Origin of the sequence: Thermopolyspora sp. NPDC052614, from assembly GCF_040678635.1 — a bacterium.
Classification (GTDB): domain Bacteria; phylum Actinomycetota; class Actinomycetes; order Streptosporangiales; family Streptosporangiaceae; genus Thermopolyspora.
Window position 1 is genome coordinate 138603 of record NZ_JBFATZ010000006.1, and the last position, 12729, is coordinate 151331.

14 protein-coding genes are annotated in these 12729 nt (G+C 71.3%); 7 read left to right on the forward strand and 7 right to left on the reverse strand.

Translation table 11 applies throughout. The features are described 5' to 3' along the window. Positions 1-68 precede the first annotated feature (68 nt). Positions 69-485, reverse strand: coding sequence for a DUF3592 domain-containing protein (locus AB0K60_RS15185; protein ID WP_364053884.1), 417 nt, complete (start codon positions 483-485; stop codon positions 69-71). Between the two features lie 278 nt (positions 486-763). Between AB0K60_RS15185 and AB0K60_RS15190 the strand changes: the two genes are divergently transcribed. Next, a complete protein-coding gene (locus AB0K60_RS15190; RefSeq protein WP_364053887.1) occupies positions 764-1105 on the forward strand; it encodes an STAS domain-containing protein in 342 nt (113 codons plus the stop codon). 7 nt (positions 1106-1112) lie between these two features. Here AB0K60_RS15190 and AB0K60_RS15195 read toward each other — a convergent pair whose 3' ends face one another. The 3 genes from AB0K60_RS15195 to AB0K60_RS15205 all read right to left on the reverse strand — a co-directional run bounded on the left by AB0K60_RS15195 (position 1113) and on the right by AB0K60_RS15205 (position 3812). Beyond that, positions 1113-2225, reverse strand: a complete 1113-nt coding sequence (locus tag AB0K60_RS15195) for a 5-methyltetrahydropteroyltriglutamate--homocysteine S-methyltransferase (RefSeq protein WP_364053890.1) — start codon at positions 2223-2225, stop codon at positions 1113-1115. Positions 2226-2378: 153 nt separating this feature from the next. Next, positions 2379-3161, reverse strand: coding sequence for a DUF72 domain-containing protein (locus tag AB0K60_RS15200; protein WP_364053893.1), 783 nt, complete (start codon positions 3159-3161; stop codon positions 2379-2381). Positions 3162-3302: 141 nt separating this feature from the next. Then, entirely contained in the window at positions 3303-3812 is a 510-nt protein-coding gene (locus tag AB0K60_RS15205; RefSeq protein ID WP_364053896.1) for a universal stress protein, read from the reverse strand. 96 nt (positions 3813-3908) lie between these two features. On the opposite strand from AB0K60_RS15205, the gene AB0K60_RS15210 reads away from it, so the two are divergent. From AB0K60_RS15210 to AB0K60_RS15230, 5 genes are all read left to right on the forward strand, one after another. Then, positions 3909-4439: a MarR family transcriptional regulator gene (locus tag AB0K60_RS15210; RefSeq protein WP_364053898.1), complete on the forward strand. Its 531-nt coding sequence runs from the start codon at positions 3909-3911 to the stop codon at positions 4437-4439. Positions 4440-4583: 144 nt separating this feature from the next. After that, positions 4584-5186, forward strand: coding sequence for a PH domain-containing protein (locus tag AB0K60_RS15215; RefSeq protein ID WP_364053900.1), 603 nt, complete (start codon positions 4584-4586; stop codon positions 5184-5186). A gap of 28 nt (positions 5187-5214) precedes the next feature. Continuing rightward, positions 5215-6246 (forward strand): NADPH:quinone reductase, encoded by a 1032-nt coding sequence (locus tag AB0K60_RS15220; protein WP_364053903.1) that lies wholly within the window; start codon positions 5215-5217, stop codon positions 6244-6246. A 49-nt stretch (positions 6247-6295) separates the two neighbouring features. Then, a complete protein-coding gene (locus AB0K60_RS15225; RefSeq protein WP_364053906.1) occupies positions 6296-6787 on the forward strand; it encodes a metallophosphoesterase family protein in 492 nt (163 codons plus the stop codon). Between the two features lie 145 nt (positions 6788-6932). Next, a complete protein-coding gene (locus tag AB0K60_RS15230; RefSeq protein WP_364053909.1) occupies positions 6933-7952 on the forward strand; it encodes a hypothetical protein in 1020 nt (339 codons plus the stop codon). Between the two features lie 18 nt (positions 7953-7970). Here AB0K60_RS15230 and AB0K60_RS15235 read toward each other — a convergent pair whose 3' ends face one another. Both AB0K60_RS15235 and AB0K60_RS15240 read right to left on the reverse strand, forming a co-directional pair. After that, positions 7971-8684, reverse strand: a complete 714-nt coding sequence (locus AB0K60_RS15235; protein ID WP_364053912.1) for a maleylpyruvate isomerase family mycothiol-dependent enzyme — start codon at positions 8682-8684, stop codon at positions 7971-7973. Between the two features lie 33 nt (positions 8685-8717). After that, positions 8718-9077 carry a hypothetical protein gene (locus tag AB0K60_RS15240; RefSeq protein WP_364053915.1) on the reverse strand — a complete coding sequence of 120 codons (360 nt, stop codon included), beginning with the start codon at positions 9075-9077 and terminating at the stop codon, positions 8718-8720. Positions 9078-9360: 283 nt separating this feature from the next. Between AB0K60_RS15240 and AB0K60_RS15245 the strand changes: the two genes are divergently transcribed. Beyond that, a complete protein-coding gene (locus tag AB0K60_RS15245) occupies positions 9361-9846 on the forward strand; it encodes a winged helix-turn-helix domain-containing protein (RefSeq protein WP_364053918.1) in 486 nt (161 codons plus the stop codon). Between the two features lie 58 nt (positions 9847-9904). Here AB0K60_RS15245 and AB0K60_RS15250 read toward each other — a convergent pair whose 3' ends face one another. Beyond that, entirely contained in the window at positions 9905-12421 is a 2517-nt protein-coding gene (locus AB0K60_RS15250) for a glycoside hydrolase family 65 protein (RefSeq protein WP_364053920.1), read from the reverse strand. Positions 12422-12729 lie beyond the last annotated feature (308 nt).

Consider the following 12729-nt stretch of genomic DNA (forward strand, 5'->3'; position numbering starts at 1 on the left):
CCGCGGATCTCGGCCCGATGTCGCCGAGGATCATCCTGCCTCAGTGGCCACTCCCCGCCCGGCGCGTCTCATCCGCCGGACAGCACGTCGGCGGTCATCGCCCCGAGGAGCACCAGGCCGATGCCGAGGAAGATGGCGGCGAACATGGTTCCGCGGCCCCAGAGGCTGTCGATGCGGTATTCGACCGGGTTCGTGGGGTCGTAGAGCACCTTGACCGGGTGGCCGACCGGGCCGATCGCCGGTTTGCTGCCGAAGTTCGCCTCCGCCTCGACGACCTGGCCGTAGGCGGTGGTGAAGCGCACGGTCGGGTAGTAGACCACGCCGTCGGAGCCCGACCTGTCGGGCCGCAGCGCCACGACATGCCCCTGCGCCCGTACGGCCCGGCGCTTGAAGTTCCTGGCCGACAGCAGCACCCACAGTCCGATGAGGCCGAACACCAGACCGACGAGGCCCAACACGAGCGGCATGACGATCCTCTCTGACACCGCGCACGCCTCCATGGCGGCTGGAGACGCTCCTCCGCGTCGGCGTGGCCCCGGGGCACGCGACGAGCGTACTCAGATGGTACGGACGTCTTGGGCAGTACGGACGTCTTTGCCGCCAACTGTCACATATAGGGTCGTACGCACGAGAACAACCTCATCACAGTGCGAGATCTCCCCTGTTCCCCCGCCCCCTGGCAGGACAGGGTGGTGACAGAGGACCCGAGTGCCCCGCGCCCGTCGCCGGGCGCCGACCGGGTCGATCCACGACCGGAGAAGGAATGCCCGACCAGACCTCCCTCAGCATCGAAGTCCGGCGCCCCGCTCCGGAGACCACGCGGCTGGTGCTCAGCGGCGACCTCGGCTTCACGACCCGGCAGGAGCCGGCGCGGGCGGCCGCGGACCTGCTCGCCGGCGACGGCCACCGGCTGGAGATGGACCTGGCCGGGCTCGACTTCTTCGACTCCTCGGGCCTCGGTGCGCTCGTCAACCTGTACGGCAAGGCGAAGGAGCGGGGCATGACGGTGACCGTGGTCGCCGTCACGCCCCACATGCGCAGCGTCCTGCGCCGGACCGGCCTGGAGGCGATGCTGAACCTGCCTCCGTGCGCCGAGCCCGGCTAGCGGCCGATCAGCCCCAGACCTCCTCGGCCGTCTCGATGATCAGGCGGAGCTTGGCGATCTGCTCCTCCTGGGTGAGCGCGTTGCCCTCCACCGTGGAGGAGAAGCCGCACTGGCCCGACAGGCAGAGCTGGTCGACGTCGATGTACTTGCTCGCCTCCTCGATGCGGCGCTTGAGCATGTCCTTCGACTCCAGCTCGCCGCGCTTGGTGGTGACCAGGCCGAGCACGACCATCTTGTCCTTGGGCACGAACCGCAGCGGCTCGAAGCCGCCCGAGCGCTCGTCGTCATACTCCAGGAAGAACCCGTCCACCGCCAGCTCGCTGAACAGCGCCTCGGCGACGAAGTCGTAGCCGCCGGACGCCGCCCAGGAGGAGCGGAAGTTGCCGCGGCACATGTGCGTGGTGATCGCCATGCCCTCCGGCTTGTTCGCCACCGCGGCGTTGATCTGCTTGATGTAGCGCAGGTGCAGGTGGTCGGCGTCCTCGCCGCGCTCGGCGATCGCGGCGCGCTGCGCCGGGTCGTTGAGGTAGGCGAGGCTGGTGTCGTCGAACTGCAGGTACGTGCAGCCGAGTTCGCCGAGGCGGCGGACCTCCTCGGCGTACACGGCGGCGAGGTCGGTCCAGAACTCCTCGATGTCGGGGTAGACGGCCTTGTCGATGGAGGCCGGGCCGCCCCGGTAGTGGACCATGTTCGGCGAGGGGATGGTGAGCTTGGGCGTGGCGGTGTTCACCTGCTCCTTGAGGAACGTGAAGTGGTCGCCGAAGATCGTGTCCTTGAGGTGCAGGCGCTCACCGATGTGCAGCGCGGCCGGGGTCCACTCGATCAGGCCCTTCTCGTTGCGGAACTGCACCTTGATGTTGCCCGGGGCCTGGCCGATGCCGCCGATCGCGTAGATGAAGTCCATGTGCCAGGCCGAACGGCGGAACTCGCCGTCGGTGGCCGACTTCAGGCCGACCTCCTCCTGCATGCGGACGGCGTCCTTGATCGCCTGATCCTCGATCTCCCGCAGCGCCTCGGCGCCGATGCGGCCCTCTTTGAAGTCCTCCCTGGCCTGCAGCAGCGCGGGCGGCCTGAGCAGGCTTCCCACGTGATCCGCGCGGAACGGGGGCAGGGTGCGCATAGGGTTCGTCTCCTCGTTGAGCATTTGGGTTGACGCTCCAGCATGGTCGATTTCGGAGCCTAATGGGAAGCGGCATCAGTCCCGTAGGAGGGTGCATGCCGAAATGCCAAGCTATGGGCAGAAAAGTCGGGATTTTGGGGTGTTTTTGGGCGGTCAGCTCCGGGAGGCGGCGGCCAGGTCGTGCGCGGTCGGGGTGCGGGTGACGTCCCATCCGGCGGTACGGCCCAGCGCCGCGAAGCGCACCGCGTCCCGGACGGCCGCGCCGCCCGGGTCGTTGTTGAAGTACACGTACGCGTCGCCACGCGCGCCGTCCGCGCCCAGCCGGGACAGCCAGGAGCGCAGCGCCGCGTCGCCGTACGAGGGCCACGGCTCGGCCCGGCCCTCGTGCAGCCGCAGGTAGCACCAGTCCGCCGTACGCCACAACGGCGTCAGCGGGCGGCCGAGCCGGTCGGCCCAGCACAACGCGGCGCCGTGGGCGGCGAGGACGTCGCGGACCTCGCCGGTCCACCACGAGTCGTGGCGCGGCTCCACCGCGACCCGGACCCGCCGGGGGAAGCAGGCCAGGCAGCGCTCCAGCCGCCCGGGGTCGGCCCGGAGCGTCGGCGGCAACTGCAGCAGGACCGGCCCGAGCTTCTCCCCCAGCCCGTCGGCGACGCCCAGCAGCCGCCGCACCGGCTCCTCGGGATCCTTGAGCCGTTTGACGTGCGTGAGGAAGCGGCTGGCCTTGACCGCCATCACGAAGCCCTCCGGCGTGCGCGAGCGCCAGTCCTCGAAGGTCTCCCGGCGGGGCAGCCGATAGAACGCGTTGTTGTTCTCGACGGTGGCGAAGGCCTCGCCGTAGCGTTCGAGCCAGCGGCGCAGCGGCAGCCCGGGTGGGTAGAGCACGCCGCGCCAGTCGGCGTACTGCCACCCCGAGGTCCCGACGTACAGCGGCATGCGACTCACCTACCCCGATTCGCGCCCGCCGGCGCATGCGGCCGGTGTCGGCAGGCGGAACGCGCGGGCGACGCGAGAGGCCCGAGGGAATCGCGGACCCGACCCGAGCCGGACCCCACCCGAGCCGGGGCCGGGGCCGGGTCAGAGCTGAGGCGAGTCGTCCGCGGCGTGCGCGACCAGGCGGACCGGGCAGTGGCAGGAACGGGCGAGTTCGAGGGCGGGGCAGCGGTGCAGGCGACGGGCCCAGCCGCCGCGGCGCCGGGCGCCGACGTAGATCGCGGATGCGTGGCGGGCGGCGGCGATTTCGTCGAGGGCCTCGGCCGGGCGGCCGAGACTGACCTGGAAGTCCCATTTGAGGCCGTGCGGCTCCACGACCTGTGCGCACTGGAGCCAGGCCTCCAGTTCCAGGGCGTCGCGCCACTCGTTGGCGATGGCGGCGGCGTACGGGGCCATCATCACCATCATCTCGGCGAACATCGGCTCGGCACGCACGTGGACGCAGACCACCCGGGCATGCGTCTCGACCGCGTCGGCGACCGCCTCGGTCAGCGCCGCCAGGCCGGATGACGTGCCGTCCACCCCCACGACCACGGTCCCGTCCGCGTAGGAACTCCCGGTGTCACCGCTGATCGGCCGCGGCTTGGAGATCATCCTCATCACGTCCCGTGTCACGTGCGGGGAACATATTCATAGCATGCTATATTTCCCCCTTCATAGTACGCTAGTGAGATCGGGAGGGGAAAGGGCATGCCGGTCGCCAACCCGGATTCCACCCCGGACCCCGGCCCCGCCGGCGGTCCGGGCGCTTCAGCGGTTCCCCCGTTCCCGGCAGACCTCGACGAACCGTGTGATTCCGCCACCTTCGTCACGGCCGTGCTCGACCTGATCCGCACCGTGCGCCGCATGGGCGGATTCGCCCGCGCCGTCGGCGATCCCGCGATCTCGCTCTCCCAGCTCGTCGTCCTCTCCGCCGTCGGCACCGCCGGAAGCCGCGGCATCTCGGCGATCGCCGAGGAGGCGGGGCTGGCCCAGCCCAGCGTCACCCGCACCCTCGACGCCCTGCACCGGCGCGGGCTCGTCCGCCGCGACCGGCATCCCGGCGACGGGCGCAGCACCCAGGTCGCCCTCACCGAGGAGGGCGCCCGCCTGTTGGGGGACAAGACGGTCGAGGTGCACCGGCGGCTCACCAACGTGTGGTACGAGTTGCCCCCCGACAGCCGCAGGCAGGTGCTCACCCTGCTCCCCCTTCTCGCCAAGGCCGTCGAAAGCCTCGGCTGACCCGCGGACAAGCCCCCTCCGCCCCCGCCGCCGGCCACTCACCACGCCGGCGAATACCGGTAGCGTTCTTGGCATGAGGGCATTCCTGTCCGGTCCGGTGGCGTTTGCGGCGGAATCACCGTCGTGTCTGGGTGGGTGGGCGTGATGAGCGTGAGCATCCGCTGGCGGGTACGCCGCGACTTGATGCTGGCCAAGGCGGCCGGGGCGGTCGCCTTCGGGGCCCTCGCGGTTGTGGCCTGGGTGTCCTTCGACAAGGCGGGGGCGTTCCTCGCCGCGGGAGCCGCGGTGCTGCTGGGCGTGCTCGCCCTGCGCGACGTGGTCGCGCCCGAACGGCTCGCCGCCGATCACACGGGCCTGACCGTCGTGTCCGGCTTCGCCGATCGGCGGCGGCTGGCCTGGGCCGAGGTGGAGCGCACCGAGGTGCGCGAGCACACCCGGTACGGCCTGCGGTGGCGGTTGCTGGAGATCGAGACCGAGGACGACCTGTACCAGTTCGGCGCCCATGAGCTCGGCGTCCCCTGCGCGGACGCCGCCGCGGAACTGGCCTCGCTGCGTTCCGGGCCGGAGCCGACCGCCGCCCCCGTGCCGTCGGCGGGCACGGCTTGGGGGAACACGGCTTGGGTGAACACGCCTTCGCAGAACACGGCTGCGAGCGTCCCTGGCGGCACCCCGGTGGAGACCCGGCCGGACAACCGCTCCGGCGACCGGGCCGATTGGCCGCCGGACGGCGAGCGTGACCAGGAATAACCGCAGGACGGCAGGTGATGAAGTCATCGTGAGAGCGATCGTTTATTCCGAGATCGGCGGCCCCGAGGTGCTGCGCATGGTCGAGCGGCCCGTTCCCGAGCCCGGCCCCGGCGAGGTCCGCGTCAAGGTCGTGGTGTCCGGGGTCAACCCGACCGACTGGAAGGTGCGGCGCGGCGGCGGAGCCGGAGGGTCCGTGGACGCCGACGTGGTTCCCAACCAGGACGGCGCGGGCGTCGTCGACGCCGTCGGCGAGGGGGTGAAGAGCCTGGAGCCGGGGCGGCGGGTGTGGCTGTGGGAGGCGGCCTGGCAACGCGCCGACGGCACCGCGCAGGAGTACGTCGTGCTGCCGGAGCGCCAGGTGGTGCCGCTGCCCGACGAGGCCTCGTTCGAGCTGGGGGCGAGCCTCGGCATCCCGGCGCTGACGGCGCACCGCTGCCTCACCGTCGCCGGCGGGGGGCCGAGGCGGCTGGGGCCGGGGGCGCTTACGGGCCGTACGGTGCTGGTGGCGGGCGGCGCGGGCGCGGTCGGCAACGCGGCGATCCAGCTCGCGCGTTGGTCGGGCGCGACGGTGATCACGACGGTGAGCAGCCTGGAGAAGGCGACGCTGGCGCGGGCCGCCGGGGCGCACCACGTGGTCCACTACAAGACCGAGGACGCGGCCCGCGCGATCCGCCTGGCCGCGCCGGACGGCGTGGACATGATCGTCGAGGTGGCCCCCGCCGTGAACGCCGAGGTGAACCACAAGGTGGTCGCCCCGCACGCCACCATCGCCGTGTACGCCAACAACGGGGGCGACCAGCTCGTCCTGCCCATCCGCACGCTGATGGGCCCGAACGTCCGCTACCAGTTCGTGCTCGTCTACACGGTTCCCGAGGACGCCAAGCAGGCGGCGGTCGCGGACGTCGCGGCGGCGGTCGCCGAGGGGGCGCTGCGGGTCGGCAAGGCGGCGGGCCTGCCGCTGCATCGCTTCCCGCTGGAACGCACGGCCGATGCGCACGCCGCCGTGGAGGCGGGGGCCGTGGGCAAAGTGCTGATCGACGTCGCCCCGGCGGACACGTGAGGTCCGTGCCGACGCGCTCGGGCACGGGTCGCGGCGGGCGCATCGCACGATGATGATCGTGGTCCTGTCGGACACGCACGCGCCCTGGCGTTGGAAGGAGTGCCCGCCCCGGGTGGCCGAGCACCTGCGCGGGGCGGAGCTGATCCTGCACGCCGGGGACGTGTGCGTGGCGGGCGTGCTCGACGAACTGGCCGCGTACGCGCCGGTGCGGGTGGTGCTCGGCAACAACGACGGGGCGGACGTGGCCGCCTGGGGCGCGCCGGAGACCGCCGAGTTCGAGGTGGACGGGCTGCGGATCGCGATGATCCACGACGCCGGTCCCGCCGCCCGCCGTACCGCCCGGATGCGTCGTCGCTTCCCCGACGCCGATCTGGTGGTCTTCGGCCACTCGCACATTCCCATGGACGAGACCGGCGACGGGGTGCGCATCTTCAATCCGGGTTCGCCCACCGACCGCCGCCGCCAGCCGCACGGCACGATCGGGTTGCTGCGCGTGGCGGACGGGCGGGTGATCGAGGCACGGATCGTTCCCGTCACGTGAAGTTCTCTGTACCCCCCTCTGTCCTGTTGAGAGGCCATCTGATTGGGTGAGGGATAGGGAGATCCACGTCCTATCCCTCCGTTGGGTAACGAAGCGGCAAACCGGGGCATGGTGGAGGTTTGGAGACAGGACAGGGGAGGAACCGATGCTGGAACTGATCAGCGTCGCCATCTCACTGGGGGCGGTTCTGGTGCTGATCCTCGCGGCGGTGCTCGGAATCTCGGTGCTGGTCCTGGCGTGCATGACCGCGTTGATCGCGGCCACGGGCCGGGACGGCAAACCGTCGCTCGTCAAGCGGGTGGTACGGCTTTGCCGCCGCGTATGGCGTCTGGTCGGGGGCGGCGCGCAGAAGGCCGCCACGGCGACCAGGACGACGGTGGCGAGCGTACCGGACGGGACCATGTCAAGGGCGGTCCCGAAGCCGGACGTCACGACGGCTCCCGCCCCGAGCGGCGGGCTCGGCGGCAGGGTGGGTCCACGCGGTTCCACGTTCGTTCAGCGGGTGACCGTTCCCGCTCAGGCCAAGGGACCCGTCCAGGCAAAAGAGCCTGTACGGGCCAAGGAGCCTGTACGGGCGACGGAACCTGTACGGGCGAAGGAGTCCACGCAGGCGAAGGAGCCCGCCGCGTCGGTGCCGGAACACGCTGCGGACCTCGCGACCGCGACCGCCCCGATCACTCCCATCCGCGTCCCGGCGAGCCGTCGAGCCGGCGTCGGCCCCACCCCACGAAACTCGTCCATGCCGCTGCGCGTCGAGCCGGATCAGGGCGCGGAACTCGCGTCGGAGCCTGTCGCAAAGGTACGCGTCGCGCGGAACACGGTGGATCAGGACCAGACCATCGAGATGCCGGCCGTCTCCGCCGAGGCGCCGAACGGCTCGGCCGCCGGTGCCCGCGGCGATGACGGCCGCTCGGATAAGCCCGCGAGCGCCGAGAAGGCGGACGCGGCCACCGACGGCGCCGGGGACGACGCGGCACACGAGGCGGCGGCTCACGACACACCTGTCTCGGCGCCCCAAGGACTCCAAGCGGTTCAGGACCAGGCAGCCGAGGGACGGCGTGCCGGGCGGGCGGCCCAGGCGCCGCATGGCGCGGTGGCCAGGACGTCCGGTCATGAGCGGAAGGCCAAGCCCGCGCGGCGGGTCACCAACAGCAAACCCGCCTGATCACTGGTACCGCGGCGATCAGGCCAGGACGCGCAGGGCGGTCCTGATCTCAGCCGGAAGGCGATGGTCGCCGGGCAGTCGGCCGACCGTGGCCTCGACGAACTCCTGGCGTGAGAGCACCGCCTCGCTGCCGACGCCGTACACCAGGAGCCCTTCGGCCGTGGGCTCGATGCGCGCCTTGGCGCCCTGCTCCCCGAGCACGAACAGTCCGACGCGTACGCGCCAGTGGATCCTGTCGGCCTCCTCCTCGTCCGCGACCGGAGCGCCCACGTCGTCGGCGTGCGTGGCGTACTCCGAGGCGTAGTGGAAGGTCTGCAGGCCGACCGGGTAGGGGCCGACCGAGGTCTCCAGCATGGCGTGGCGGCCGAGCTCGCGCATGCGCCGCCGCGTCTCGCCGTTCTTCTCCCGCCATTCCTCCAGCACCTCGCCGACGGGCAGGTCGCGCCGCTGCCGCACGCACCACTCGTTGAACTCGTCGTAGCCGGACACGCCCTCCCGGTCGAGCATCTCGAACAGCCCGCCGACCTCTCCGTCGAGGCAGGCGTGGTTGTACAGTTCCTCCCCCGCCAGGTGGGCGAGGACGTCGCGTACCGACCAGCCCTCGCAGCGGGAGGGCCGCGCCCAGCCGTCCTGGTCCAGGGAGGAGAAGAAGTCGTTGAGTCGTGCCGCCTCGGCGTCGAAGAGGTCGAAGGGGTCGAGGTCGGCCAGTGGGGCGTCGGATACGTCGCTCATGGTGAATTCGCATACCCGCCGGGAAAGGAGCGCTCACCTCAGCAGCGCGCTGACGGGGTCCCAGTCGAGGATGGTCAGCAGCCGTCGCAGGTTGTGGGGGACGTTGCAGAGCCACAGCCAGCGCGCCGTCACCTCCAGGTGCGGCAACGCGAGGATCCGCATTCCGGAGACGTCGACGAAGGCGAGCCCGCCGACGTCGGCCACGATCACATCTCCGGCATCGGCGTGGACCAGGGCGAGGACGTCGGCGACGGCTTGGCTGTTGGAGATGTCGATCTCGCCGTACATCGCCACCGCTCGGGCACCGGTGCGGACGACGCGCAACTGGGCGTCATGGTAGATCACATCCGCTGCGGCGCTCCCCTGGCGTTCCAGCTGCTGATTGTCCATCATGTCCCTGCCCCTTCCCCCGAAGTCACCTGCCGACGCCGTCCTGCGGACGGCGGTACCTGCCGGTCAAGGTCGTGAGCGGTCGATCACCCCAGCCGGGCGGTCATCCCGTGAGTCCCGGCGCACCACCGGCCATACTCACCACCTCTAGAGCATCGCTGGCCAACACCATACATGTCAACGTATTCACGAAACAAATTTCGTAATATGACCTTCAGGAACGGTTCTTCCAGCTTACCGGCCAGTCGGACGCGACGTACGAAGAGGACATCGTATATTGGGGGGCATGGCGAGCCCAGGTGATAACCGAACGACAGGTCGCTGGACGTTCCTGACCAACCACGCCCGCGTGCTGCTGGAGATCGCCCGCGACCCGGATGTTCGGTTGCGGGACGTGGCGCACGTCGCAGGCATCACGGAACGAGCGGCACAGGCGATCGTCGCCGATCTTGAGGCGGCGGGTTACGTCACCCGCACCCGGGTGGGACGGCGCAATCGCTACACCGTCGATCCCAAGCGGCGCTTCCGCCACCCCGCGGAGTCCGACCTGCGCATCGACGGCCTGCTGGCGTTGTTCACGCATCGCGAGACCAGCCCGTCGGTGGAGGATGACGCGGCGGAGTCGGAGGGGTCCTCGGCGGAGGGGTCACTGTCCGCGGTCGCCTCATCCTCGGCGGCCACCGGAGTGACGTCCAGAGTGACCGCCCCCGTCGACGAGCCTTCGGGCCCTCCGGCCGATCGCCGCCGACCGCAGTGTGACGGAGCGGTGTGACGGAGTGGTGTGACGTAGTGGTGTGACGTAGTGGTGTGGCGCAGGCACGGCGACCGCGCTACACGCCGCCGGCGTCCTCATCGGCCGGATTCGGCTCCACGCCGCGCCGCCTCGGTTCGCGGCCGGGCGGCTGCGTCGGCCGCGGGTAGGAGGGCGCGGGAGGAATCGGGCGGCGCACCCCGCGCTCGTCGAGCACGAGCCGCTCGCCATGGTGCCCGATCTCGTACGGCTCGCCTTCCAGCAGCTCGTACCGGGCCTCCCGCGGGGTCACCGTGACCCGGATGAGCCGCCCCCGATAGCGCACCCGGAACACCAGGCGGGTGATCCGGCGCGGCAGCCGGGGCGCGAAGCTGAGCCGCCCCCGCCAGGCGCGCATTCCGCCCAGCCCTTCGACGACCGCGATCCAACCCCCGGCCAGCGAGGCCATGTGCAGCCCGTCGCGCGTGTTGCGCTGCAGGTTGTGCAGGTCCATCAGCGCGGCCTCGCCCAGGTAGTCGTGGGCGAGTTCGAGCTGGCCCACCTCGGCGGCGATCACCGACTGGGTGCACGCCGACAGGGAGGAGTCGCGCACCGTCAGCGGCTCGTAGTAGGCGAAGTTGCGCACCTTCTGCTCGAAGGTGAAGGACTCCCCGCACATGTGCATGGCCAGCACCAGGTCGGCCTGCTTCACCACCTGCTTGCGGTACAGGTCGAAGTAGGGGAAGTGCAGCAGCAGCGGGTACTGCTCCGGCTTGGTCCCCTCGAAGTCCCACACGGCGTGCTCGGTGAACGCCTCGCTCTGCGGATGCACGCGCCGCAGGTCGTCGTACGGGATGAAGATCGAGTCGGCGGCGTCCCGCCAGGATCCGATCTCCTGCGGGGTGACGTCCAGTTCCTCGGCCAGGTCCGGGTGTCGGTCGGCCGCCTCGGCCGCCTCGCGCAGGTTCCGCTGGGCCATGAGGTTGGTGTAGACGTTGTTGTCGACCAGCGCGCTGTACTCGTCCGGGCCGGTCACGCCGTCGATGCGGAAGCGGCCCTTGGCGTCGTGGTGGCCCAGGCTGCGCCACAGCCGGGCGGTCTGCACCAGCAGTTCCAGCCCGGTCTCACGCTCGAAGCGGACGTCCTCGGTCGCGTCCACGTAGCGGATCACCGCCCCGGCGATGTCCGCGCTGATGTGGAAGCCGGCCGTGCCGGCGGGCCAGTAGCCCGAGCACTCCTGCCCCCGTATGGTACGCCAGGGGAACGCGGCCCCGCCCAGCCCGAGCTGCCGGGCCCGCTCGGCGGCGAGCGGCAGCGTCATCTGCCGCCAGCGCAGCACGTCCGCGGCGGCGGCGGGCCGGGTGTAGGTGAGGACCGGCAGCACGAACGACTCGGTGTCCCAGAAGGTGTGGCCGTCGTAGCCGGTGCCGGTGAGGCCCTTGGCGGCGATCGGCCGCCGCTCGGCCCGCGCCCCGGCCTGCAGGATGTGGAACAGCGCGAAGCGCACCGCCTGCTGCACCTCGTCGTCGCCCTCGATCTCGACGTCCGCACCGGCCCAGAAGTCGTCGAGGAATTCCCGCTGCTCGGCGAGCAGCCCCTCCCAGCCGGTGCGCTTGGCCCCGGCCAGCGCCGCCACCACCTGGTCGTGCAGGGCGGGCCGGGACCGCTGGCTGGACCAGCCGTAGGCGATGAACTTCACCACGCGCAGCCGCTGCCCCGGCTGCAGCACGCACGGCACGGTGACGCGGCCCACGTCGTCGAAGCTCTCCACCTCGACCGATTTGCCCTTCGGTCCCTCGATCACGTGATCCATGCCGGCGGCGACGCGCAGGCCGCTGACCTTGGTGCGGTGGACCATGACGACGCCGGCCCGCCGTACCACGTGCTCCTCGCTCACCAGCGGCGACTCCAGCGCGGCGGCGACGCGCGGATCCTTGCCGAGCTGGGGCACCGACTCGTTGGCGACCAGCTCGGACTGCAGGACCACGCGCAATGCCTGGTCCACGGGCTCGACCTCGTAGCAGATCGCGGCGACGGCGCGCTGGGTGAGGGACACCAGGCGGGTGGAGCGCACGCGGACGGTGTCGCCGGCCGGCGAGGTCCACTCCATCTCGCGGGTCAGGGTGCCCGCGCGCATGTCGAGGACGCGTACGTGGGAGTGGAGCGTGCCGTATCGGACGTCGAGCGGCTCGTCGTCCACGAGCAGGCGGATCAGCTTGCCGTTGGTGACGTTGATCGCGGTCTGGCCGGACTCGGGGTAGCCGTAGCCGGCCTCGGCGTACGGCAGCGGGCGGATCTCGTAGACCGAGTTCAGGTACGTGCCCGGCAGGCCGTGCGGGTCGCCCTCGTCGAGGTTGCCGCGCAGGCCGACGTGTCCGTTGGACAGCGCGAACACCGACTCGCTCTGGGCGAGCACCTCAAGGTCGAGGGAGAGCTCCCGCACCCGCCAGGGCTCGACCGTGTACACCGACCCGGGGGGCGCGGCGTCCGGGCGGACCGGGCCGTGACCTCCGGCCTCCCGGTCCGCGGCCTCCTGGCTCCGGAGCGCCTTCTCCGCGAAGGGCTGGTACGCCGATTGCCGAGACGTGGCACTCTGTGACGTCGAACCGTCGCTCACCGATCCTCCACCGGTTCCGCCGGACCCCGGCGACAGGGGTCGCCGATTTGGCCGCCGTCGCACCGCGGCGCCCTCCGTGCTCTTCAGGCCTACTGTTCAGGCCTACTGTGCCAGGTCCGCGCCGCGCTCGCTGATGATCACGGGAAGCGGCACCCGGCGGGCACCGCCCGCCGCCCTGCTCGCGCGGCGCCCGTATCGGCACCCTTCCCCCAAGGATCGCGAGGCAACGCGCCGCGGGCGGCCCTCGCCGGAACGTCCGGCGCGGCGGCGCGCGGCGCGATGTGGGCGCGATGTGGGCGTGACGTGGC

Excerpts from the sequence above, each read along its gene's own strand:
- AB0K60_RS15190 (WP_364053887.1), top strand. The coding sequence starts at position 764 with ATGCCCGACCAGACCTCCCTCAGCATCGAAGTCCGGCGCCCCGCTCCG.
- AB0K60_RS15195 (WP_364053890.1), bottom strand. The coding sequence starts at position 2,225 with ATGCGCACCCTGCCCCCGTTCCGCGCGGATCACGTGGGAAGCCTGCTC.
- AB0K60_RS15200 (WP_364053893.1), bottom strand. The coding sequence starts at position 3,161 with ATGCCGCTGTACGTCGGGACCTCGGGGTGGCAGTACGCCGACTGGCGC.
- AB0K60_RS15205 (WP_364053896.1), bottom strand. The coding sequence starts at position 3,812 with ATGATCTCCAAGCCGCGGCCGATCAGCGGTGACACCGGGAGTTCCTAC.
- AB0K60_RS15210 (WP_364053898.1), top strand. The coding sequence starts at position 3,909 with ATGCCGGTCGCCAACCCGGATTCCACCCCGGACCCCGGCCCCGCCGGC.
- AB0K60_RS15215 (WP_364053900.1), top strand. The coding sequence starts at position 4,584 with ATGAGCGTGAGCATCCGCTGGCGGGTACGCCGCGACTTGATGCTGGCC.
- AB0K60_RS15225 (WP_364053906.1), top strand. The coding sequence starts at position 6,296 with ATGATGATCGTGGTCCTGTCGGACACGCACGCGCCCTGGCGTTGGAAG.
- AB0K60_RS15230 (WP_364053909.1), top strand. The coding sequence starts at position 6,933 with ATGCTGGAACTGATCAGCGTCGCCATCTCACTGGGGGCGGTTCTGGTG.
- AB0K60_RS15235 (WP_364053912.1), bottom strand. The coding sequence starts at position 8,684 with ATGAGCGACGTATCCGACGCCCCACTGGCCGACCTCGACCCCTTCGAC.
- AB0K60_RS15240 (WP_364053915.1), bottom strand. The coding sequence starts at position 9,077 with ATGATGGACAATCAGCAGCTGGAACGCCAGGGGAGCGCCGCAGCGGAT.
- AB0K60_RS15245 (WP_364053918.1), top strand. The coding sequence starts at position 9,361 with ATGGCGAGCCCAGGTGATAACCGAACGACAGGTCGCTGGACGTTCCTG.